At 29.9% G+C, this 26285-nt stretch carries 13 protein-coding genes and 1 pseudogene; all 14 read right to left on the bottom strand.

Annotation, left to right across the window (positions count from 1 at the left end):
• Positions 1-83: 83 nt before the first annotated feature.
• The 14 genes and pseudogenes from CKL_RS21790 to CKL_RS07420 all read right to left on the bottom strand — a co-directional run bounded on the left by CKL_RS21790 (position 84) and on the right by CKL_RS07420 (position 26273).
• Entirely contained in the window at positions 84-428 is a 345-nt protein-coding gene (locus tag CKL_RS21790; protein ID WP_012101911.1) for a glycosyltransferase, read from the bottom strand.
• 60 nt (positions 429-488) lie between these two features.
• Entirely contained in the window at positions 489-1841 is a 1353-nt protein-coding gene (locus CKL_RS07485) for an MATE family efflux transporter (protein ID WP_012101910.1), read from the bottom strand.
• A gap of 193 nt (positions 1842-2034) precedes the next feature.
• Complete coding sequence (locus tag CKL_RS07480) at positions 2035-3501, bottom strand: ABC transporter ATP-binding protein (protein ID WP_012101909.1); 1467 nt, start codon at positions 3499-3501, stop codon at positions 2035-2037.
• 15 nt (positions 3502-3516) lie between these two features.
• Positions 3517-4245 (bottom strand): energy-coupling factor transporter transmembrane component T, encoded by a 729-nt coding sequence (locus CKL_RS07475; RefSeq protein ID WP_012101908.1) that lies wholly within the window; start codon positions 4243-4245, stop codon positions 3517-3519.
• Positions 4245-4828, bottom strand: a pseudogene (locus tag CKL_RS21215) (MptD family putative ECF transporter S component). The gene CKL_RS07475 and the pseudogene CKL_RS21215 overlap by 1 nt, the downstream one beginning before the upstream one ends.
• Positions 4829-4883: 55 nt before the next feature.
• Positions 4884-6626, bottom strand: a complete 1743-nt coding sequence (locus CKL_RS07460; RefSeq protein ID WP_012101905.1) for an ABC transporter ATP-binding protein — start codon at positions 6624-6626, stop codon at positions 4884-4886.
• Positions 6623-8365 (bottom strand): ABC transporter ATP-binding protein, encoded by a 1743-nt coding sequence (locus tag CKL_RS07455; RefSeq protein WP_012101904.1) that lies wholly within the window; start codon positions 8363-8365, stop codon positions 6623-6625. The genes CKL_RS07460 and CKL_RS07455 overlap by 4 nt, the downstream gene beginning before the upstream one ends.
• 120 nt (positions 8366-8485) lie before the next feature.
• Complete coding sequence (locus CKL_RS07450) at positions 8486-13861, bottom strand: non-ribosomal peptide synthetase (RefSeq protein WP_012101903.1); 5376 nt, start codon at positions 13859-13861, stop codon at positions 8486-8488.
• Positions 13854-14930, bottom strand: a complete 1077-nt coding sequence (locus tag CKL_RS07445; RefSeq protein WP_012101902.1) for a Gfo/Idh/MocA family oxidoreductase — start codon at positions 14928-14930, stop codon at positions 13854-13856. Before CKL_RS07445 ends, CKL_RS07450 begins: the two co-directional genes overlap by 8 nt.
• Positions 14931-16007 (bottom strand): saccharopine dehydrogenase family protein, encoded by a 1077-nt coding sequence (locus CKL_RS07440; RefSeq protein WP_012101901.1) that lies wholly within the window; start codon positions 16005-16007, stop codon positions 14931-14933.
• Positions 16004-17491: a phosphopantetheine-binding protein gene (locus CKL_RS07435; RefSeq protein WP_012101900.1), complete on the bottom strand. Its 1488-nt coding sequence runs from the start codon at positions 17489-17491 to the stop codon at positions 16004-16006. The genes CKL_RS07440 and CKL_RS07435 overlap by 4 nt, the downstream gene beginning before the upstream one ends.
• 40 nt (positions 17492-17531) lie before the next feature.
• The gene (locus CKL_RS07430; RefSeq protein WP_012101899.1) at positions 17532-18977 is read right to left on the bottom strand and encodes a condensation domain-containing protein; all 1446 of its coding nucleotides are present in this window, start codon (positions 18975-18977) and stop codon (positions 17532-17534) included.
• Positions 18978-18984: 7 nt separating this feature from the next.
• Positions 18985-20037, bottom strand: a complete 1053-nt coding sequence (locus CKL_RS07425) for a Gfo/Idh/MocA family oxidoreductase (protein WP_242649459.1) — start codon at positions 20035-20037, stop codon at positions 18985-18987.
• A 17-nt stretch (positions 20038-20054) separates the two neighbouring features.
• Positions 20055-26273, bottom strand: coding sequence for a non-ribosomal peptide synthetase (locus CKL_RS07420; RefSeq protein ID WP_012101897.1), 6219 nt, complete (start codon positions 26271-26273; stop codon positions 20055-20057).
• Between the last annotated feature and the right edge of the window lie 12 nt (positions 26274-26285).

The raw sequence follows: 26285 nt of genomic DNA, 5'->3' as shown, positions 1-26285 counted from the left end.
TATTTCTTAGCTTCTGATCTGTCATAACCTGTAAAATGGCAGAAGATAGGCGTTTAACATTTAATTTATTACGAGGGATGGGTTTAGGCCCAACTCCCAATCGATATACACATTCTCCCCAATAAGGTTGATCTACACCAAATGGCACTACAATATGTAGGTAAGCCTGCCCGAAGTCCTGCTGCCGTTGTTCCTGCTCCACCATGGTGAATTACGGCTGCAACATGCCGAAAAAGCCATGTATGCGGTATGAATTTTACAAAATATATATTATTGGTTAATTGATTTGTTTGAACATTATTCCAGCCAGATGAAATTATAGCACGTTGATTTGTTTTGCTTAAACTCTCTGTTACGATTTTAAAAGCTTCATTAGTCCATAACAAATCACCACAGTAAGCTGAACACGCGTTGATGCTGATATTCATTATCAATGTGTGCTAATTATATCACTGAAAATATTAGATGTACAGTACATCGCTTTTCCTTTACGATACCGACATTAAATTCCCTTTTAGTTTTTTATATTCAGTATTAAGAAATACAAATCCCAATAGAATTACAAGAAAATCTACCATTGGTTGTGTATACCAAACAGCAGGTTCTCCCAATATTTTAGGCAATAAAAGAATTAATGGAATGAATAGAATTACTTGTCTAAACATTACCAATTGCCCTGCTTTCTTCCCATTTCCTATAGCTTGGAAAAAAGTCATTAACATAATCATCATCCCATATAAAATGAATACTGAATAAAAAATTCTGAATTTACTTATGCCTTGCACTACAATTGCATTATCTTTTATAAATAATCCCAGGAATGTTTGTGGAAATAACTCCATTGGTATCCAGAATATTAAGGCTACTACAGTTGATCCCATTAAAAATAGATTTGTGGATTTTTTCACTCTATCAAAATTCTTTGCTCCAAAGTTTGTCCCTATAATTGGTTGTAATCCCTGGCTCATACCCCAAAGTGGTATAAAGGTAAAAGCCTGTAATCTCAGGGAAGCACTCATAATAATTCCATTAGTATCTCCACCATATTTAAATGCCATTCTAAAAAGCAGCATTTGTTGTACCATGGTAAGCACTTGCATAAGCATAGCAGATATTCCAATTGAAAATACTTCTTTACTCAATTCTATATTTATTTTTATGCCATTTAACTTTACATTTTTGCTCTTTTTCAAAAAATAGTATAGTGTGACAAATGCCTGTATAGTTTGAGATATAATAGTTGCTATTGCTGCTCCTTCCACACCTCTGTCAGGAAGTAGTTTAATCATAATAGGAACTAATATAATATTTAAAATTGCTCCAAATCCCATAATCATCATAGCCTTTTTCATTAAACCTTCTCCACGCATAATCATATTTGAACTTTGGGTAAAGTTTACAAAAATAGAGCCACAAAAAATTATTCTCAAATAATTAGTAGCCAATTCTAAAATTTCACCTTTTGCTCCAGTTAACATTAAAACTTCTCTTGCAAATGTAACTCCTAATATTGTAATAAGTACTGAAATTCCTAAGACCAGTCCTGTAAGATTTGGCATGATTTTATCTATAGTTTCTTTATCTCTTTTTCCGATGGCCCGGGATAGTACAGATGCTAAACCTACTCCAATCAATGTGGAAATACCACTATTAATAAAAGTAATAGGATATGCAACTGAAATAGCTGCCATGGCATTTTCTCCTACCATCTGTCCTGCGTAAACTCCATCCATAAATGTATATAACCCTATTACCACCATACCAATAATTGCAGGTATGCTAAGCTCAAACATCAATTTCACAGGAGACTTTGTTAGTAGTTCCTGCCTTTTATCTGTCATTTTTATCACTCCCTATTATTTTTTTAAGTATTTTATATATTCATTTTCAGAGTTAACGCTTTACTATAAATTAAAAAATTCATTTAATTGTTTTTTTTATAATTTAGATATCCTGACTACTTAACCTTCTTTTTTGTAATAGTATAATAAAATTATAAAGTTTATCCATTAATTCAAAGTCATGAGTTACTTTTTATTTATACATAAAAAATTTTTCCAAGGTCTTTTTATTTTCATGTGTCCAAAAACCGCTCCAACCCACTTTTCCTTTCTCTAAATACATAAAATAAGTACAACATTCTTTTATTAACTCAGGATCATGAGTAATAACGAATATTGTTTTTCCTAAATCACTTAAATCTTTTAAGCAATTTGATACTTCTATCATATGTTGATAATCCAATCCCGATGTAGGTTCATCAAAAATCAAAATTTCTCTATTAGATACCATTGCACTTGCTATTGCAACTCTTTGCTTTTGTCCTCCCGATAATGACATAGGATGAAAATTAGCAAACTCATCCAAATTTAATGTTTGAAGAATGTTATTTATAATATCCTTTTGATTTTTTTCTTCAGTATCGTTTAAACCAAGTAATATTTCTTCTTCCACACTCTCTGTAAAGAGTTGATGATTGACATCCTGCATAACCATATAACATTTATCCAGCCTATCTTTTGATTCCAACACTGTTCCATCAACCTCAATAACTCCTTTTGATTTATTTTCAATTCCGCAAAGACATCTTGCAAAAGTTGATTTTCCTGCTCCATTAAAGCCCAATATAGCTACTATGGAATTCCTGGGTATATCTAATTTTGGTATATCCAAAAATATTTTTTTATCATATTTATATGAAAAATCTAATATCCGAATTTCTTCTGTGCTACTATTATTATTCATTTCCAAAAATTTCACATACTTTGTTGAACGTAACCCCTTTTGATGTAATTCTTTCTCTGAAAGATTTTTAAATTCATCAACAGAAAAATCATTTTCAATTCTTCCTTCCTTCATGTATATAACTCTATCTGCAATATCCATAAGATAATACAATCTATGTTCTGCTATAATTACTGTTTTCCCTTGTTTCTTCCATTTTTTAATGACTGTCTTTAAATCACTGATTGTTTTAATATCTAAATTTGAAGATGGTTCATCCAAAACAAATATATCCGGTTTCATGGCAGATACAGATGCGCAAGCAATCTTTTGCTTCTCTCCTCCTGACATATCAAATAAGTTTCTATCAAGAAGAGATTTTATATTTAGTTCTTGAGATACTTTTCCGATTCGATTGTAAATTTCTTCTCTTGCAATTCCCATATTCTCACAACCAAATGCAATTTCACTTGTAGAATCAACATTAAAAAATTGTGAACGAGGATTCTGAAATACAGAACCGACTATTCCCGCTAAATCACAAATAGAATTATTTTTAACATTTTTACCATTAATAATAATATTCCCTTCTAATTCCCCATCATAATACTCAGGTATTAACCCATTAATCAATCTTGTCAATGTGGTCTTTCCACATCCTGATTGCCCACAAAGAATTACCACTTGTCCTGTGGGTATTATAAGATTCAAGTCATAAATTCCTGAATGTCGTTCATCACTTTTGTACGTAAATGTTATATTTTTTAATTCTATCAATTCTACATACTCTCCTTATAAAATAAATGCCCCTACTAATAATCCTATCGATATCATTCCTATTATAAAATCATAGATACAAAATCTTGTTACTACGACACTTGTTCTTTCTTTCATACTTCCCAATCCTCTGGTCAATGCAGCTGCTGATAATTCATCTCCAATTTTAACTACTGAAATCATTAAAGGAATAACTCTATATTCTAAAAATATAGTAGGATTTCTCCAAAATTTTTTTGTTCCAAATTTAATTCCTCTCATTTTCATTGCATTTTTAATAGAAGAATGTTCTTCTGCCAAAGTTGGAATAAAGCGAAATACCACAGAAATTGGTATGATAAATGATTTAGGAATATGCCATTTCACCATTGCCGCTATAAATTCATTTGTTTTAGTTGATTTTATAATATAGTATCCTAACATAAAAATAGGAAATAACCGTATTACTAAAGCTACTAATAATACAAAAATCATATTAATCAATGTTGGCAATGCATATAATCCCTGTGTCAATTTTGCAATAATAGCAAGTGCAAACAATCCTCCATATATAAGGGCCGTTTTTTGCTGATGATTGGACAGTAGTAGCAACAATGATATTACTACTACCGCCAAATCCATTAAAATATTCTCGTGCACAAAGAACATTAATGTTGTAATAAAAGCCATAAATAATATCTTTGTGCGGGGATCAAGATAAAATCCTTTATTTTTATGAGGCATATATGCCTCACATACCTCCATTAAACTATACCTGCTCTCTCAAAATGCTTTTTCAACATCTTTCTACCTAACAAAGCGCCCAAAATTGATCCTACCAATAAAATTGCCACTGCTGCAATTCCCATCCAAGGAGGCATATATTTTGCTAGACCTGCTGCATATTGTTCTCCCATTGATTGACTAACACCTGCCATATAGGTATCTGCCATTACCCACATAGGTGCTTGACAACCTATCATTCCACAAGAAAACAACCAAAATCCAATAACATTTTTCCTAAAACTCTTGTAATTTCCTGATTTCAATACTAAATCTGCAATAACTCCACAAGGAATAAATACAACAATTGGTAACCATGTATATCCCATAAAATACCAAAAACACCTGCTATAACTGACATAATTGATACCATTCCAAATTTCTTAACTTTTGTTAGAAATAACATAAATGGAATTCCAGTAACGATTGGTACCAATATATAGAGTGCAGGGTACAGAAATGGTATCGCACCCAACATTCCTGTTACAAAAAAAATTACCAAATAAATAGCAGTGTAAATTCCTACATTAATTAAATCCCTCGCTGTTAAACCTTTTTTTTGCATGTTCTATGCCTCCTTTAATTTTTTATATTTGACTCATAAAAAGTATAAATCTATTTTATTTACTTACTCCAACCTTCCAGCTTATTGCCTCCTGTCTTGCATTGATAAATTGGGAATAAACACCATTTTGTATGAGCAATTCTTCATGTTTCCCCTGTTGTTCTACCTTCCCATGATTCATTACCAAAATCTGATCCGCATTTTTTACTGTTTTTAATCTGTGTGCAATCATAATAATCGTTTTGTTCTTTGTAAGTTCCTCTATTGCAGACTGCAACTTATCCTCATTTTCAGGATCAACATTTGCTGTAGCTTCATCGAAAATAACGATAGGTGCATCTTTCAGCATAGCCCTCGCTATTGAGATTCGTTGTTTTTCTCCTCCAGATAATGAATTTCCCCCTTCTCCTATGAAAGTATTGTAGCCATCCGGCAGTGATGTAATAAAGTCATGGCAACAAGCCTTCTTTGCTGCTTGTACGACTTCTTCATAGCTGGCATCAGGTCGTCCGAATTTGATATTGTTTTCGATGGTATCAGCAAAAAGGTACACATTTTGAAAGACCATACTAATCTGATCCATTAGAACCTCTAATGTATAATACTTAACATCTTTTCCACCTATGCTTATCCTTCCGCTATCCACATCCCAAAATCTTGCAATTAAATTGCATATCGTTGTCTTTCCACTTCCGCTGGGTCCCACAATGGCAGTCATAGCCTTATCTGGAAAAGTAATAGAAATATCTTCTAAAATCCTTTTTTTATCATAAGAAAAACAGACATTTTCAAATTCTATTTCATGTGTTTTAGGAACAATTTCTTTCCCTTCATTATCCATTTCCGGAATAGAGTCCGTTTGATTTGCATGATCAATAGAACTGCTTACCACTCTTAAAACCGACATAGTACTTCCAGCAGATTCTATTTGAGCAAATATCATAAAGGATATAACCACACCCATTAAAGCATCTGCCAATGCCATTTGCCCATTTAAATATAACAATACTGAAATAACCATTATCAAAACACTGAATAAGCGTAATACCATTTCTTGGGCAATCGTATACGGGGTAAAAAGCCTTTCCAGCTTCAGATTAGAACTACGGTTATACTCTAAGGCATCACGCACTTTTTTATCTCCTTTCCCTGTAAGGTTAAAAGATTTAACAATGTGCATTCCTTGTACCTGTTCAATGACTGCTTCAACTAATTTGGCTTCAGATTGTTGACGTTTCGGTGCTAACTTGGCGGATTTTCGTTCCATAGATGATGTAATCCAAAGATAGATTGCACTTCCTATGATGACTATTATTCCCAACCTAATATCAAAAAACAACACCATAAGTGTAAAAATGACAGCATTGATAAATCCACTTAACATATTTACAAGTACCATCGGAGCTGTATTTTCAACATCATCTAATACGGTAGTGGTGATACCTGTTATTTCTCCAATATTGTTGTTATTAAAGTATCCCATCGGTACCTTTTTTAGCTGATTTCCGATAGCGATTCTTTTATTCGCAACCATAAAATATCCTGCGTGTGTTTGCTGTAACTGTGCAAAATAATTTGTAACGGTTCGCCCTAAAATGCTGACAATAAGAAGCCATAGTGAAATCCAAATGACATTATTTGAACTTTCCTTATTTACCAATGCAACAATGATAAAATATATTGCAGCAACTTGAAACATATAGAAAACTGCAAATATAAACCCTACAAGGATAGACTTATTGATATTGTGCTTTTCCGTACCGGAAAACTCCCATATTTTTTTCAATGCACTGATCATAGTTCATCACCATCCTTTACTCCTATATGTGCCTGCCACATCGTTTTATATAAAAAATTTCTTTGCAGCAATTCATCATGTTTTCCATGGTCATCTACTATTCCGTCAGAAATAAGAAAGATTTGATCTGCATCAATGATAGTAGAAAGTCTATGAGCAATAATAATAACCGTTTTATCTTTTATCAGATTTCCTACCGCCTGCTGAATGATTGCTTCATTTTCCGGATCAATATATGCAGTTGCCTCGTCAAAAATAATAATCGGTGCATCCTTTAGCATAGCTCTTGCTATTGAAATACGTTGTCGCTCTCCTCCTGATAAATGCGTTCCTTTACTTCCGGCAACCGTATTATAGCCCTGGTCAAGCTTCCTAATAAAATCATCACAACCGGAAGCTATTGACACCCTAATCACATCTTCATCGCTGGCATTTGTATCACCCATACGAATGTTTTCCAGAATGGTTTCATCAAATAAGTAATTATCTTGAGAAACAAAGGATACTTCACTATAAAGTTGTGATAAGGGTATATCTTTTATATCAGTTCCACCTATTTTTATGTACCCCTGCTTTATGTCCCAAAAGCCGGCAATTAGTTTTGCAATAGTTGATTTTCCACTTCCACTGGGTCCGACAAATGCGGTTAAGCTTCCCGACGGTATCTGCAAACTGACTTGATGCAATATTTCCTTATCTTCATGGTATCCAAACGAAACATTATCCATATATATGCTTGCATCCGGCAACTCCACCTTTTCCTTTCCATGTTGCTGCTCCTCGCTTTTGAGGATCACATCAATTGAGCCTACTATCGTTCCCACCTTCGCAAGGCTATCCACAAAATTCATTGCCGCAATAATTGGCCCCGCTATACCAAGAGAAAGAATAATTGTAGTAATGAAAACATCCACTCCAATACTTCCTTTTTGATAAAGCAAAAATCCAACAGGAAGTATTGTAATCAATGTAGTCGGAACAATTGACTTAGAAAGTGATACAAAAAACTGGCAGCTTTTCATCCAGTGATAAAAATAGAAAGCATTTGCTTTTATTTTTTTTGAAAATTTAGCGTAAGATTGTTTTCCTTGATTAAAAGCCTTTATAACCTCAATTCCGCTAATATATTCCACAATCGCTGTATTCATCTCGCTATTTGTTTTTACCGAGCCTTCATATTGAGCAGCATAGTTTTTCATAACAACCCCCATAAAAATGCTGCCAAGAGGTATTGATATGATAGAAAGTAATGCCATTCTCCAATCCAAAATAAGCAGATAGATTAAAATACATACCGGCCCCAATATATTTGCTATCATTTCGGGCAGAAGATGGGCAAGCGGGCGTTCCATGCTTTCCACTTGATCTACAATGATTTGCTTCATTTCGCCGCTTGAAGTATCTATAATTGTCCCTAAAGGTAATTTAGGTAACTTTTCAAGTATGCTCTCACGAATACTTTTCAATACTGAAAAAGTGGCTTTATGTGATACGGAGAGAGCCAAAGCATAAAGTACAGCTCTTAATAAATATCCCAATATAGCAACAATAGCCCCTACAACATAAAATTTGTAATCATGCCTGTCCTTCATTAGTGAAATAATAATTTGTGCAGCTGCAAAGTACGGAAGCATACCAAACAGTACACCAATTACAGCTAAAAAAATTGATTTTTTCAATGGAGTATGTTCACTATTTCCTAACTCCCAAAGTCTTAACAATGGGCTCTTTTCATTCATGATAATTCCCCTCCTTTGAAGTTTGCTTAGGCTAACCCTTCATTAAAAATAATTTTTTACTGAAATACATATAAATATCTTCTCTATACTTTATGCACTACTTTAACACACTTGACTTCACTATTTTATTTTTAGAAGCTCCGCCAAAATTTTTGCATTCTCAGTATCTTGTACCGCACTATAATGATCTCCCGGTATATAGTATTTATTGATATTTCCAATCACATTATCTCTCCAGTTGTCTAATAGCAAATTAAAATGCTTATACGCTCCTGTATTATCCTGTGCAATATAGTAATCAATATCTCCAAAATACATATCAGGAATATACATTTGAGCCTCAAAAGATTTTTTAAATATTTTATACAACTCTGAAAAAGATCTTCTTGACAGTATTTTTTCTTTTTTTTCTTCTAGAACTCTAAAGTATGTGTCAAATCTCTCCTCCTGAATTTTATGATTTAGATTCTTAATTATTTCTCGATCACTTTCTAATCTTAATTTACTCAAAACACTAGTAACTGTTAAGACATTTTCATAACTATACGAGTCTTTAAATATGTCATCTAATATACTAATTTGTTGCAATTTTAAATCAGAAACACTTATTTTAAAAGCCTTCAAAAAGACAAATTCTAAAATCAACTCATCATAATTAATTTCAGATATACTGCCTCCTTCAATAATAGATAAATTATCTATTTCTATTCCAGATTCTAGTAAACTTCTAGCTATTTCTATTGCAACAACGCCACTAAAACTATATCCTATTATCTGCACATTTTTAAATCCATGCTTCATTATCTTCTCATAATAAATATCAGATAACTTAGGAACTATATCTATTGGTTTCATATCCAAATATTTATCAACATCGGACACACCTACTACTAAAATATCTCCTTGATTCTGTTGAGCTAGCTCAGTCGCCAGGCTATTGAAATTTTCTAAATTCCCAAATGCTCCATGTATTAATATTCTTATTCTTTGTTCCTGATTTGTGCCAGACATTTTGTAGATTTTTGTGTATATAAACTCATCTGTTTTATACTTTATATCATTGTTTATAGGATGCACATATCCTTTTATAAACAATGATGTGTCCGCTACAGTCGGATTATTAATAAGTCCTCTTAATAATACCTCAAATGGAATAGACAACTTTAAACTATTTTTTAATTCTGTTGCAACCTTCGCCAAAATTAATGAATCCGCTCCATAATCATAGAAATTAGAAGTTCGGTTCAACTGCTGATTACCAAATAATTTTGAACAAATTATCATAATTTCTTCTTCTAATGAATCTAACTTTTCTTCAATTTTTTCGATTTTAACAAAAGTATCTTTATCTAATTTCGGCATTAGTTCAAAGTTTTTAAGTATATCTACCTTGCCATTACGGTTCAACTTAAATGATTCTGTAAATAATATACTGGAAGGAATCATATATTGCGGCAAATATATATTTAATTTATCGTATATTTTTTCTCTATCTATTAATGTATAATTCTTTTTAAATTGTTTTATAAACAAAATCGCTCCTAAATTATACAGCAAAAATGTTTCTTCCGGGAAAATATAACTCTTAGAACTATCATCTTCTAAAGACAATAATTTTAACCATTGTTCGGGTGTTAAGAAAAATATATTTTCTCTAAAATCATCCAACGGTTCTTGCATCATAAACGCTTGCGATACAAGTATCCATGGTTCATTTTTCACTGGTTCAGAAAATAGTAAATATCCTTTGGGTGCTGCTAAATTTCTTATATGTTTTAAGCTCTTCGGTATGTTTTTTGCATTTTCCAAGACATAGGCCGCAACTATTATATCAAAATAATTATATTCAAGGCCTTGTTCAATAGGGTCTTCATCAACATTAAATTTATATACCAATACCTTTTTATTATTGTTGAAATAATTTCTTGCAGCAGGTAAAAAATATTTCTGAGAATCTGTAAAGTGATACTCATAATCTTCATCACCTAATATATCTATCAGTTTCTTTGCTGTAGCACCTGTACCCGCTCCTATTTCTAGAATTCTAATCTTTCTACCTTTTTGTTCTTTGATATATTTTTCTAAAAATTTACAATAATACTCATTTATTAAAATTGAATTTATACTAGTTTCATAAAGTGCCTTAGTGTATATATCTGAACCTTCAGGATACAGTATTCCAACAGGATCAATTTTTCCTTGCAATAAACCTATGAGATTATCTATATTGTTTTTAATGTAATGAAATAAATTTATATCTCCATAAGCATTTTCCCATTTAGAAAAAATCCCATCCCACTTCTGATTAATAATATTTTTCTCTAAAGTTTTAGGAATAGTATAACAATTATCTTTTTCATTATATATAATATTTGATTCTTCCAATTGATTTATCCATCTGTTTAGCAGCCATGTATACTTTGAACTTAAATTCTTAATATTTTCTTCATCATAATTATACTTAGCATCATCCACTTTTGTAAAAATACCTAATTCTAACAAGGCATTTAATAATGCATGTAAACAAATCTCATCTCTTGTTTTACAAATTTCGTTATATTTAGAACTACTTAAAACTTTTTCATATAAGCTAGTAACAGCATTTAAATCCTTAATTTTTTCATTAAATATATTATGAATATTATCTTTTTCTACACTAAGAGTTACTATCGCTTCAATTGGTAAATCTTGCTTCTGCTTATTTACTCTTACCAGAGCATCACTGATTTCGTCTTGTTCAATTAATGCATTCTTTATTTCACCAAGTTCTATTCTATATCCTCTTATCTTTACTTGATTATCTTTTCGTCCAAGAAACTCAATCTCTCCACCCGGTAGATATCTGCCTAAATCCCCTGTTGAATATAATCTTAAGTTTATTTTTGGATGTATAAAAAATTTCTCTTTAGTTAGTTTTTCATCTCCTAAATATCCTTCTGCTAACCCACTGCCCGAAATATATAAGTTTCCTTCGCAGTATACTGGACAATCTTCTAATCTCTCATCCAATACATAAAACTGCTGATTACTTAAGGGTTTACCATAAGGAATACTGTTCCACCAATCTTCAAGTTCTTTATATTCATGATAATTTGACCATATTGATGCTTCAGTCGCTCCACCTAATGCTATAATTTTTGATTTTGGAAATGCTTTTTTTAAAGTGTCAGGCATCTTAAGTGGCACCCAATCTCCAGATAATAAAATCAACTGCATTGACTCTCTGCTCTTTGATTTTTCTTTTAAAAAACTAACATATAATTCCATTAACGCCGGAACTGTATTCCAGACGCTGATAGAATACTCTTTTACCAATTCATCCCAGTGAATTGGATTCAAATAATCTTCTTCATTTGGATATACAATTGTCCCACCAACTGAAAGCATTCCGAAAATATCGTAAACTGATAAATCAAAATTAAGTTTTGATATAGCTAATATTGAATCTTTTTTTGTTACTCCAAATCTTTCATTGATGTCACATATAGTATTTAATGCAGCAGAATGACTAATTAAGACACCTTTTGGAACTCCTGTTGTCCCTGAAGTAAATATTACATATGCTATGCTATATGGATCTATATCTTCAACTTTAAAAGTCTCAATCATATCTTTTTCAACTTCTATATTTTTAACGTTTATTATCTCAGCAAACTTCTCATTGAACTCTTTATCAGTTATAACTACCTTACTATTACACTGTTTAACAATGCTCTCAAATCGCTTTTTACTTGTGTCAATATCAACAGGAACATAGGCTGCCCCAATCATTAAAATCCCTAATATGCAAGAAACTTGATCTGCATTATGTGGAAGTTTTACAACTACATAATCACCCTTATTAATTGATTTCTCTCTTAATGTAATCGCTATTTCGACCGCTTTTTTGTAAACTTCATTATACGATAGACTCTTTTTAGAATCAATTATTGCTATTTTCTCAGGATCATTTATAACATTTTTTAAAAAGTCAAAAATTAGTGTGTTTTTTAAAAATACTTTTTCTGTATCATTAACATTCATTCTTTCCTCTTTTTGCCAGTTTGGAATAGAAATCGTCAATTTTTTATCCCATATGTCTTCAGACTTTGCTAATTGGTTAAGCGTATCTTCAAAGACTTTAAACATATCTTCAACAAGGCCTTCTTCAAATAATTTATCACGAATATCCCAATTTATTTGTAGTCCCAAATCTGTATCCATAGCTTGACAGTCAATAAACACCTGTGGTGTTTGAGAAATACCATATCTGTATTTACCTCTTAATTTTTTCTGAATAAGTCCAATTGCACTCGTAAATACATATGGGAGAAGAAATTCTTTATTACCATTTATTTTTGCAAGATCTCTTAATACTTCCACTCCTGAGTAAATGCTGTGATCCAAATTACTAAATATTTCTTCATTAAATTCCGATGCCAACTTTTTAAAAGGAATCTGTTTATCTTTCGCAGAGATTATAGAGGTATTTGTAAAATCTCCAACTAAACTACCTATATTTTTACCAATCTGTTTTTTATTGAATAATGTTAAGTTCAAACTGAAGTCTTTATTTGTACTCCATTTTTTTAATATCTCACTATATACTGTTAATACCGCTGCTGTAGGTGTAATTTCTTTCTGTTGGGCAATTTCTTTAAACTTTTGCCAATATTTTTTATTAAGTGTCATAGAAATTCTTTTGAATTTAGGAATTTCATTTTCTCTAATATTTTTTATTGGCAGTGTAGGAGCAGATTTTAGACTCACAGTTTTTTCTTTCCAATATTCCTTAGCTTTTTCATACTCTAGGGATTCTTTTTTTCTTTCCTCATAAATTCTATAATCTTTAAAAGATAAACTTGAGGACTCATTATTATAAAAATCATCAAAATACATATCTTCAAACTCAGTTAATAATAGCCAAATACTCGACCAATCTGCTATTAAAAAATCCATTGAAAAATGTAAAATTGATTCTCCATCATCTTTAGAAATCCCAATATCAAACATTGGCCATTCACCTAATGGATATATTTTTTCTTCCAGTTCTTTTCTAATTGTCATCTTGTCATCTGTTTTTAATTTATATTCAGACACTTTTTCTAATATTTCTTGATAATTTTCCTGATAGATTACTGCCCTAAGCATATCATGTTTGTTTATCAGATGATTCCAGATTTTTTGTACTTTTTCGACATCTAATTCATTATAAGAAAATTCCTGATAGATATGACAAGAAACATTTCCATAAGAATATAAATCACCTCTTCCAAACAAATAAGATGATTGTACAGGAGATAACGGAAATGGAGAATATAAATTTTTGTCATTGTGTTTTTCTTGTTTAATACTAATAAACTCAATCAAGCCTTCTCGACTTGATTTCAATTCATTTAATATATCATTGGATAATGCTCCACTTATTGATTTGTATTTTAATTTCCCATCCTCTACATATAATTCAATACCTTGGCTATAACAATTTTCTACGATTGCTTTATAATCCTTAATCATCTCTACAATCCCTCCTTAGATTACTTTTAAAATTTTCTATTTCTTTGAGCAAAAGAAATTTTTCTTTGTTTTCATTTGTAAATTCCGAATATCCCGCTATATCATGTAATTTTCTCCAATTTCTAGAAGCACTCAATTCTCTATTAACTCGACAGTAATTAAGTTCCTTATTTTCAATATATGTTTTTGCTTCTATTAATTCTCCCTTAATTGCATCAATCCAATAAGAACTAAAAAAATCATTAATGTTTATTGTTCTTAATCCATCTAAAATTGAATAAATAGGTTCATTAAAAATTCCAAGGTTATTCTTTGTGGGTTTAATATACGTTCTAGGCCTCCAAATAACTGAACCAAAAGTATCTTCCAATGATAAAACTCCATCATTATAATAAAAATGATAATTATGCATTAGGTGCATATTGTAATCTGGAAATTCAGGATTAATTTTGTTATTAAATTCAATTAATATAGGTACACGGCCTATTTCTCCATATATAATATCAAAAGGTCCAAGATGCTTTATTATATCTTTATTTAATTTTAGAGAACCTGATACTCCAGCCAAAATCAATAAATCTAAAGCAGTATACGATACTTGCGTTGAAAAAGATATGTTAATGTATTCTAACTTTGATAATAAATTTAACTTTCTTGCATATGCTATAAAGCTTTTTATATTTGGTAAATATGAATATAGATTGGCTGTCATATATAATAAATTTCTTTCTTTTGCCAATTTGTAACACTTTTCTAAATGCCTTTGATGAACCGGTTGTTCTTGGATAATATTAATATTTCTATTTAAAAGATTTACACATAAATCAGTTCCCTCACCACCAACACCTTCTGAGCGAACAATGACACAAGCAAGTTCTATACCTTCAGGTAACTCTTCTACGCTGCTATATAATGGTACTTTATAACTTAAAGCTACTCGTTTTGATCTCTTGCTCCCTTTTCCAAGTATTCCAACAACGTTAAAATCTTTATTTGCTCTTTTAAGTGCTTTTAAATAATATTTCCCGAAAGTCGTTCCACATACTATTGCATTTATTTTTTTACTCATTTATATCTCTCCTTCAAAGGTATTAATTGAGCTTAGTGTTTTATTCTTATAAATTTTATGGAAAAACAATGGATCGACTTCCGACATTTTATCAAGTAATAAATCTACAAACGGTACAGCACTCATATCTAATACACAAAACTCCTCTTTGCTATCTAAAGATAACAAAGCAGTTGCAGTAACAGCCAAAGCTGTTAATTTAGACGCAGATGGACTTTTCATAATCAAATTCATATTACATTTACACTGGTCTATAATCCCTTCTGCTTCCAACACAAAGCCACTATATGTTTCTTGATGTAAGCAATCAATTTCTGATGCTTTTACCAATTCTTGGGCTGTCTTATCCTTGTCATCCTTGTATTTTAACCAAATGTTTTTTAAAAATTCGTAAGTATACCCATCTTGAATACACATATAAAATCCAGCATTTTCTAAATTTAATTGTTTGCACATAGCCACTGTTCTCTCATCGATATATGGAAGTGTATTCCATTTTTCATTTCCAATCGGAAGACTAATTACTGGTCTATCATTTGCACACGGAATAATATCGCCATTTTTAAGTACAGTTGCAGAGTAAACTTCTCCGCTTTCTATATATCTTAAGTATTCTTTTGCAGCAGAAAAAGTAAATCTTCCGACAGTTGTATAATATAATTTCAACTCTGTTATTTGTTCAAATTTATTAGCAATTATTTTGGGTAAAACCTCTGTTAATCCAGGAGAAGCTCCTACACCATGGTATATTGTTGTGTTATAAATCTCTATCTTTTCTTGTGAATTATGATAATTCACGTCAACAAACTTTGCCTTATACTTACCTGCTGCATCTATTAAATTGTAAATATCGGATCCTCTAACATTTGTACAATTTATAATACAATCACAGTCTTTTGCAAATTCAAAACAAGACTTTCTATTTTTGATATCAATAAATTCATATAACTTATTTTTTTCATCAACTATTGCATTACTATTTCTTATTCCAATTTTAATAGGTTCTCTTTCGTAATCATTTAACAGATTGACACACTCTAGTCCTATTTCACCTTTTCCTCCAACAATTCCAATCATATCTCACCTTCTATTACTTCAGGATTAAGTTGCTTTTCCTGTATCAAATTCAATAAAGCCTTAAATGATGGATTCTCAAATATTTCCTTTAGGTTTATCTTACAATTCAATTGTTTGTTTATTTCAACAACCATTTTTGTTGCTGACAAACTATTTCCCCCTAATTTAAAATAATTAGATTCATCTGATAATGTATCTATTTCTAAATTTTCTTTCCATATGGCTTTTAATATATTTTCAATATAAAATTTATCATTCTCTACAAATGATTGCTTGCTTCTTATTTCATTATTTCCTTCTAATATAAATTTTTTCAATTTTTCAAAATATAAATTTTTACCGTTGATATCTAACTTCTTAGGAAGTATGATAACTTTTTCAATCTTCAAATTTAATGCTTTTATCATTTCATTTACAATATTCTTGTAATCTTCGACATTCTCAGATATAATATAATACGCATCATTATTTTTAAGAGATGTTATCTTTTTTGATTTAAAGTATTTGCCTACTATCTGTTTTAAATAACCCGTTTTATAGAAAAACATATGTCGAATTTCGTTTTCTACATTCAAATATCTTTCTTGAAAAAATATCGCTACAAGGATAGACACTGCATCTGTCTTAGTAAAATCAATAAGATGCAATCTACCACCCTTTTTTAACATTATATTGGCATATCTAATAACTTCTTGGGGATGCTCAAACTGATGTATAGTATTAATTATAACTACATGATCATAGTTGCCCACATGCGTTTCATCAAGAAAGTCATAATTATATAATTCATATAAAAAGCCATCCTCACCATATTTTTCTCTAGATTGATTTAACATACTAATAGAACTATCAAATAAGGTTATATTTTTCAAATTATCCAACTTAGATTTTAAATAGTCTACCATATGTCCTTGACCCGACTGAATGATAGCAACATCTATACCTTTTTTAGAACAATTGCAAATTTCCTCAATCATTTTATTTAACAAAACCTGTGTTCCTTCGCTTTTTAAACCTAAAACTTCTGGAGATAAATCTTTATCTAACAATAAACTATTCTTGTTATGGTTATCCTTAATAATATCTCGAAATAATTGTTTTTTTATTGATAAGCCTTTATTTAAAGTATGTTCTTTTACTAAACTATCCATTTGGTCATCTACTGAAAAATCACTTATATAGTCCTTCCAAAAAGAAATTATTTTTTCATTTGTTGGATCAACAATTAAACCTCCATATTCTATCTCTTCTATAAGTTCAAATATAAATTTTTTCACAATATATTCTCTTTTTTGGGCATCATCAATTATCTCATCTTCTGCTACATAATATGACATTTTATCTTCATCAAATTCATGTAACTCTGGCGATACTGCCAATACATTAAAATCATCTGTAAAATTTATCACTTTATATCTGCTTTTATAGATTTCACCATTTTCTTCAATTTTATAAACTTTACTTACTACCTGAGTATCTGGCATTATTTTAACCTCCCATATATGAATTCACCTTTTTCTAATTCTACGCTTTACTAATGTTCTCTATTATTTCAACATATTTTTGAATAATTTTTTTTATATAATTTTCTTCAAATAATTCTTCAATATAATCAAAAGATATTTTTATTCTCTCATCAATAATTCTAATATGATGATCAACAATTACTTGCGGTGTCTGACTTAAAGAATATGTTTCTAAAAATCCACTTTGTTTTGATTTATATATTTCTCCAATCATACAAGTAACAACAACCGGAAAGCCTGTACTATCATGGTTTTTGTCATAAACTTTTTTAATAATATTTACTCCATCATAAATTCTAAACTCCAATAATTTAAAAATTTGTTTCTGTATTTCTTTTATACTTTCTAAAAAAGATTTATTTTCATCCTTGTACTGAATCAATCCGATATTTGTAAATTCCCCCAGTAAATTTCCAACTTCTTCATTAACTGGAAGTTTTCCAAACAACGTGGCATTTATTGTTATATTTTCACCACCACTAAAATACGAAAGCACTTTCATATAAACTGTCATTATAATTGATGATAATGTAACTTTTTGCTCCTTAGCTAATTTTTCCAAAGCAACGGTAATATCAGCAGAAAACATGTGTTCCTGCCTTGTAAAAGTTGTCGTATTTAGTTCTTCTATTTTCTTTTTCATCTTTAAGCTTGGTACTTTTGGAATAAATTCAACTTGTTGTTTCCAATATTCATTCGCTTTATTCAATGTTCTCTTATTTACATCTTTTTTCTTATACCTTTCCAAATCTTCCATATAAGATTTATAAGTATACTTTGAAAATTCTATTGTTTTACCATCATACAATTTGAAAAGTTTATCAATCATATTACTAGCACTCCATGCATCTAGTATTGAGCAATCAAAGCTTATATGAAGAACATCTTTTACTTTAATACTTTTTCCAACAATAAAACTAAACATCGGCCAAGTTTCAAAACTATATTTTTTGTGTGAAAATTCTCTTCTTATATTAAGCCTATCTTCTTTATTTTCATAAATGTATGATTTAACTACATACTTTGGAATATTTTTTAAAATAAGCCCTTTTCCACTTGATAATAAAACCAATCTCAACGCATCATTATTTGAAATTAATAAATTTATAACATTTTGTAATCTCTCTATATCTATATCTTCTTTCTCATATTCAATATAGTAATGAGCATTCACTCCATTAAGAATCTGCCCTTCAGATTGCCCTGTCATATAAGCTAATTGTAATGAGCTTAATTCAACTGTATTCTTTTTAATTGTATCTAAATATTGTATTATGATATCTTTCTGATTTCGCACTTCATGTAATATGTTTTTATCAAAATATTTTTTCAAAGCTCTATATTTTAATTTACTTCCATCAAGATAGAGTTGAACTCCTTGTTGCTCTAATTTTTTTATCTTATTAAATATATCTAAATCTGTTATATTTTCTTTAAACTCCATATAGACATCACCTTATCCTTCTCAAATTATTGGCATGATCAAGGTAATTTCCTTTAAAAGTAATAGCTTTAGGAAATCCAATTTCTTCAGTTATTAAACTCCATTTTTTAGAAACTAAAATTTCTTTTTGTACGTTTGAAATATTAGTTTTCAAAGATTTTATTTCCTCCAAAAAAAATTCTATTTCTTTCTCAATTGCCTTAGAAAAAACATCAGATATTAATAAAGAAAAACTTATCTCTTTCTCGTCAAATATTTTTAAATTCATCAATTTATCTGTATTAATATCTTTTTTACCCTCCTCAAATATTAAAGAATCAGCAATATCCATTCGAGATCTCCAAATTACAGAGCCAAAAGTGTCTTCAAGTTCTAATCTTCCACTTTCATAAAAAAAGGTTATTTTATGCAAAAGATGCATATGATTGTTTCCATCAATGTCAGACACCTCATTGTGAACTCGAAAATCAACATCAATATCGCCATTTGTCATAATAAATGCATTAAAAGGATATCTCTTTTCTTGGTTGTTTGAAACCATGTTTAAATTTCTAAACTTAGGCAAAGATTCACTTAAAATACTCATCAATGTATATAATCCTTGAGAAGATGAAAGTACATCCACATATTCAAGTTTATCGGTTTTATTGAGATAATATGATGACCGAATAAATTTACTCACAGATTCCAAAGAATTATATAAATTTCCAATTCGATAGTTTATGTTATTTTTCTTTGCTATTTTATAACACTCTTCCACTTCTTTATAATTAACAGGATGTTCTTGCATAACATAAATTCCTCTTGTTAATAGATGCTTAGATAATTCTGTCCCTATGCCTCCAAGTACAGAAGATTTTATTATGACAAATGCAATATCAATATTTTTAGGAATATTTTCAATATCTGTATATAAAGGCACACCATATTGTCTAGCACATTTTTTTGAACGTTCACTTCCATGTGAAAAAATACCCACTAATTCAATATCGTTTACCATTTTAAGTGCATTCATATATGATTGTCCAAATATAGTTCCGCATACAATAGCCTTTAACACTGCTAACACTCCCTCTCCTAACTCCTTGTATTTGCTTCATGATTCATCAAGCTTTCTACAATATATTCAATATTTGAATTTTCCATAAATTCAGTCATATCCATTTGATAGTTATATCTCTCTATTAAAAGATTAGATAATTGAATCATATTTAAAGAGTTCCCTCCTAGCGAAAAGAAATTGTCATCTTTTTCTATCGATTTAATACCTAAAAGTTCTTCCCAAATTCCACTTATTTCGTTTAATAAAACTCTAAATTCTTTTGTTTTGCATATTTTGACCAAGTTTTTTATATCACACTCTTTTGTTTTTTTATTAATTGATTTTGAAGTATTCTTGTCTTTGTTGTCTAAATCATACAAATATTTATTACTGTCTTTTATCTCAATTTCTTCAAAAATAACATCTTGATTCCTCGCTAAATTTTCAATGCTTTCTATGTAATCATTAAACATATTGTCTAGTAAACCATGTGGAAATATTTCTTCAACAGAGTCCCATATCAATTTAAGCTTTTCATCTTCTTCAAGCACTTGATGATCAAGCCATACTTGTGGAGTTTGAGAAATATTATAAATCAATTTGCCTAACCAACCTTTTGAAGTATTTTGATTAATCCCTAAACCACTTGTAAAAACTATTGGCATTAAGGACCTTTTCTCATTATTTGTTTTTAAACGAAGTTCTCGCCCAAATTCTATTGCACTATATAGACTATGATTAATATCTTCTGCTAATTGTTTTTGCAAAATTTCTGCACGTTTCAGTATTGTATTTTCTTTTGATATTCTAACTTCTAGCAAGGTTAAAGTTGTAAAATCTCCAACAATTTCATTAATTTTTGGATGAACTTGTTCTCGGTTAAACTGTGTAATATTTAAAACAAATTCTTTATTTATGCTATACTTTCTTAAAACTTCAGAAAACATTGTAATTAATAGTATAGTAGGTGTAATGTTGTTTTTCCTTGCTAATTGTTTTAAACTTGCCCACTCATTTGATTCAATATACTTTTCTCTTCTATTAAAAGACTGGTTTTCTATTTCAAATTCAGATTTTATAGCTTTAAACTTCGGTGCTTCCAAAAAACCATCCAAACGATTAAGCCAATATGTTTTATCTTTTTCATATTTTAAAGATTTTTTCATCTTACTAAGTGCTAGTACATAATCTCTAAATGAAACGTCTATATTGAATAAAGTAAAACTTTCATCATCATATCTTCGTTTTATTTCTTCTAAAATATGGAACATACTCCAGCCATCCAAAATAAGATTATCAAAACTCACATGAAATCTCAGCTTATTTTTACTTATAAATGTTCCTCTAAAATTAAACAATGGCCATTGATTTGTTTTTAATACTTCATGGGACATTTCCTTACGAATATTTAACAATATTTCTTTTTGTATATCTTCATCAAAACTTGAAATATCATTAATATTTAATATATACGGAGGAGTATATTTCAATATCTGTTGCTTTCCATTATTTAAAATAATTGCTCTAAGCATTCCATGTTCTTTTATCATATGATTAATAACTCTTTGTAACTTTCCTATGTCAATGTCAAAGCAATCCAGTTCAAAATAACAATGAGTTGATACTCTCCCTAAAGAATAAGCCCCACTTCTTCCAACCCAATAAGCAAATTGCACATCAGTAAGATCAAAAGGATCATTTTCATTTTTAGGATTTGTTTCTATAATCTTTATGGTTTCAGATTTTTCTTTCCCTTTTTCTTTTTTTTGTATGTAAACTGATAAATCACTTAATATCGGATGTTCAAAAACATCTCCTATTGAAAGCTCTATACCAAAATCTTCTTTTATCTTAGATACCAATCGTGTAGCAAGTAACGAGTCTCCGCCTACATGAAAATAGTTTGAATTTATTCCCAGATTCTTTTCGTCTAATATTTCTTTCCAAATGTCTATCAAAGCTATTGTTATTTCATCGTTCTGCTCTATAATGGTATTTTCTATTAAGACAGCTTCTTTATCTTTACTGCCCTTATTAGTAATTTCTTTTAATTTTTTTCTATCTACTTTACCATTTTGGTTCAACGGCATCCGCTCAACCTGAACAAAGGAAATAGGAATCATATACTCAGGTAATCTTTCTTTTAAGAATTCTTTTAACTTATGTGGCGAAAATAATATATTTTCTTTCCTTGCCACAAATAACATATTCCCTGTATTTTCAATCTCTTCACATTTGGAAGTATAAATTTCTTTCAAATAATTATTTTTAAAGATATCTCTAATTGTCTGAATATTAGGAATAATATTGTTACTTACTTTTTCTAAATCATAATTGTTAAATCCTTTTTCAAGTACAGAAGCACTTATTTCTGATAAAAGGTTTCTGTCATTAATCTCTGTTCCAACTATAAACCCTCCATCATTTACAATATGTTTTATTTTCACCATTTCTTCAGAAATATCTTTAAAACGATGTAGTGAATTATATAATATTACCAAATCAAATTCATTTGCCTTAAAAATGTAAGATGAATCATTTTCTAAATTCACTTTTCTATATTCAAAATATTTATATTCAGATTCAATTCTTTCGAAATCATATTCAAAGAATTTTGAACTATCGCAATACACATACTCATCTATAGAGCCTTTCATAATTTCTAATATTGCATTAGTAAATTTAGCATCTCTTCCTCCTATTTCTAATATTTTAAATTTATCACTCTGACTGTTAGATATCTCTTTTATTATCTCTGCTATCCTTTGTATATTTTCATTATAGTTTTTTAATCCTCTCAAAAAGTTTGTAGGACTTAATTTTAATTCTTCATTATAAAACACCTCAATTGCATTTTTCTTCCCTTGTAATACTTGTATTATTTCAGGCTTAAGTGTTTTTAAAACATGAGTTTCTTTTTCGTTTTCTGAAAATAACTGAACTGTTAATTCGTCCTTCCTATTCAGTGAATATTTCCCATCTTTTACGTTTAAAATATTATATTTGGTTAAAATAGATAGCCAACGTAAAATTAATTGTTCATAATCATTTTTGAATTCTCCCTTTTCCATAATTTCAGAAAATGTATATTTTCTATGGTCGTTAAATATATCCCAAGATTTAAATAAATCAAAAATAAATGTTATAATGGAATTGTTCAGTTTCCTTAAATAAATGGAAAAATCATTATATTTAATGCTGGTGTTAACGATTCGTTCTTTTAATTTTTCTTCAAACTCCGATACAGTTTCATACATATATTCATTATGTTCCAAAAAAGCAGTTAACTGTTCATTTACTCCCACTCTTGTGACATCAACAACAACATTCTTTATATCAGGATATTTTGTAATGGCATCTTCAATTTCTCCAAGCTCAATTCTATGTCCCTTTATTTTCACCTGATTATCTTTTCTTCCCAAAAATTCAATCGTCCCATCGTTCCAAGTTCTTCCAGTATCTCCTGTCTTATACCATCTGATGCCATCTTTATAAATGAATTTCTTTCTAGTTAATTCTTCATCACCTCTATAACATTTAGCGACTCCTATACCACCTATTAAAAGTTCCCCTCGTACATAGTTGGGGCAAGTTCTCCCAAAGTCATCTACTACTCTATAAACTTGATTCTTTAATGCTTTTCCATATGGGATAGAAATCCAGTCTTTCGGTATTTCTTTGGGAACATTGATATAATTTGACCAAATAGACGCTTCGGTTGCTCCACCCATAGCTAAAACTACAGAATTCTTACTCCTATCATAAAATCTCCTTGGTAAATTTGTTGCTATCCAATCCCCTGAAAGTAATACTGTTCTGAGTGGAAGGCTTACATCTTTACCTTCTGCCATAGTTATTAACATATCAAATAGTATAGGTACGGAATTCCACAATGTTACATTATATTTTTCTATTAATTCAATCCATAAATCAGGATTTTTAAAATTATCTTCATTTAATGCAATGATTGTTCCACCCACTGACAACAAACCAAATATATCATAAACAGATAAATCAAAATCAATTGCTGAAACCATAATAATAGTATCTCTATTCACAATATTATATTTCTCATTAATATCAATTATTGTGTTTATAGCACTATAATGACATATTTCTACCCCTTTAGGAACACCCGTTGTTCCAGATGTCATAATTACATATGCTGAATCCGAAGACTTAATTTCTACAGGAGAATTCAACGCTATTTTATCACCTATGTCATCCATACTAACATATATGACATTTTCACTATTAATAGATACTCTATTAATAGTGTCTTTATCTGAAATTACATATTCAATTCCTATTTGTTCACAAATCTTCTTTCTTCTTTCTTTAGGTTGATTTATTCCTATAGGAACATATACTGCCCCTGCGAACAAAATCCCAAGCAACCCTATAATCTGCACATAGCCTCTTGGCAATGTTATCCCCACATAATCGCCTTTTTTTACTCCATTTTGAATAAGTTGGGCTGCAAGTTTTAAAGATTTATCGCATAATTCTTTATAAGTTATTTTGTCCCCTGTTTCTGCATCTATAATAGCTACATAATTAGGGTTTAATTTTGCCATATTTATAAAATCTGTATATAAGGTTTTATTAGTATATTTTAAAGGTAATATATCCTTTAGTTCCCTCTCTCTAATAACTCTTTGTTTTTTAGGCAAAACATCATATAATATATCCCAATTATTATTATCAACTAAAAATTCAAGTAATTCTTGTAATGCTGTAAACATGTCATCAATCATTCCTTCGGGATACAGCTCATCTACAGCATCCCAGCACATTACAAGATTTCCATCTACTATATATGTCTGAAAATCAAGCCATACTTGTGGAGTTTGAGAAAGCATATAAGTAATTTTTCCTAAAATTTCTTTAGACTTCTCCGTTTCTAAAGGGTAATCAATATTGCACGCAAAGATGATAGGGGCAACATTATTATTTTTCCCTACTTCCTTATAAATGTCCCTTTGAACTTGCACACCAGAATAAGAGCTATGTGAAACATTTTCTAAAAAAACATCACCAAGCCTTTTAATTCTTCCAAGCACTGTTTCATTTTCTTTTCTTACACACTCAACCAAAAGTAAATTTGTAAAATCAGCAATCATATTCTTTGCATTTCCATTTTCTGTATCACGATTAAATAAAGGCATATTTATTGCAAATTTGTCTTGATTAGTCCATCTTTCAATAATTAATGAATAGCAAGCTAAAAGCACCATAGCTGGTGTTACTTTATATTTTGCAGATTTCCTTTTTATATTTGTCCACAAGAAATTGTCTATTACTTTCTTTCTTCTTGAAAACAAAGTTTGTCCTATAAGTTCAGGTTTTTTCTTTAAAGGTAAATTCGGAGATTCTTTTGGAAATGACAATATTTTATTTTTCCAAAAGATTTCATCCTCTTTTATTGTCTTTTTATCAATATAGTTATCTCTAATATAATCTTTAAACGTGTATTCAGGTGCTGAAGTTTCAATCTCTCTATTATAAATTTTAGAAAGTTCATCAATTAAAATACTTAAACTCATAACATCAGCAATAAGTAAATCTACATCTAAAAATATTCTGTATTTATTATCAGGAAGTAGTACAATATTTAGCCCTGATACTTGGCCATCTTCTACTTGTAACTTTCTGTGCGATAGCTTATTTCTCATATTCACAAGCTCAGTGTCTATGTCATCTTGTTTAAATAAGCGAAAGTCGTATATACCTATTTCTTCTGAAAACGGAGCTTTCATAATTTGCTGTGTTCCGTTTTTATTAAATTTCACCCTTAACATTGGGTTTGTATTTTGTAATATATTCCATGACTCTTTTAGTTTGTGAACATCAATGTTCTCTCCATCTATCTCTAAATAAGCATGACAGCCTACACCACCAAGAACCTGATCGTCTTCTCTTCCGATCCAATAGGCATATTGAACGTCAGTTAATGGGAATTCTTCATCAGCATTGTCCTTAATAGTGAAAATATCTTTATTTTTTCTTATTCTCACCGCTGCGTTCATCACCAAATCTTCCCACTTCTCAATGGTAGGGTTTTCCATAAGTTTTGCAAAAGATACTCCAATTCCAAACTTTCTTAATGCATTTGAAATTTTCATTATCATAATTGAACTTAATCCTTTTTCAATAAGATTATCTTTGTTATTTACATCAGAAACATTCAATTCTCCTTTTACTTGATTTTTAATAGAATCCATTACTTGATCACTTATGATATTTTGTTTCATCTTTAACTGACC

This window comes from Clostridium kluyveri DSM 555, from assembly GCF_000016505.1.
Taxonomy (GTDB): domain Bacteria; phylum Bacillota; class Clostridia; order Clostridiales; family Clostridiaceae; genus Clostridium_B; species Clostridium_B kluyveri.
The sequence above is the reverse complement of the archived record's forward strand: the minus strand, read 5'-3'. Positions and strand labels throughout refer to the sequence as shown.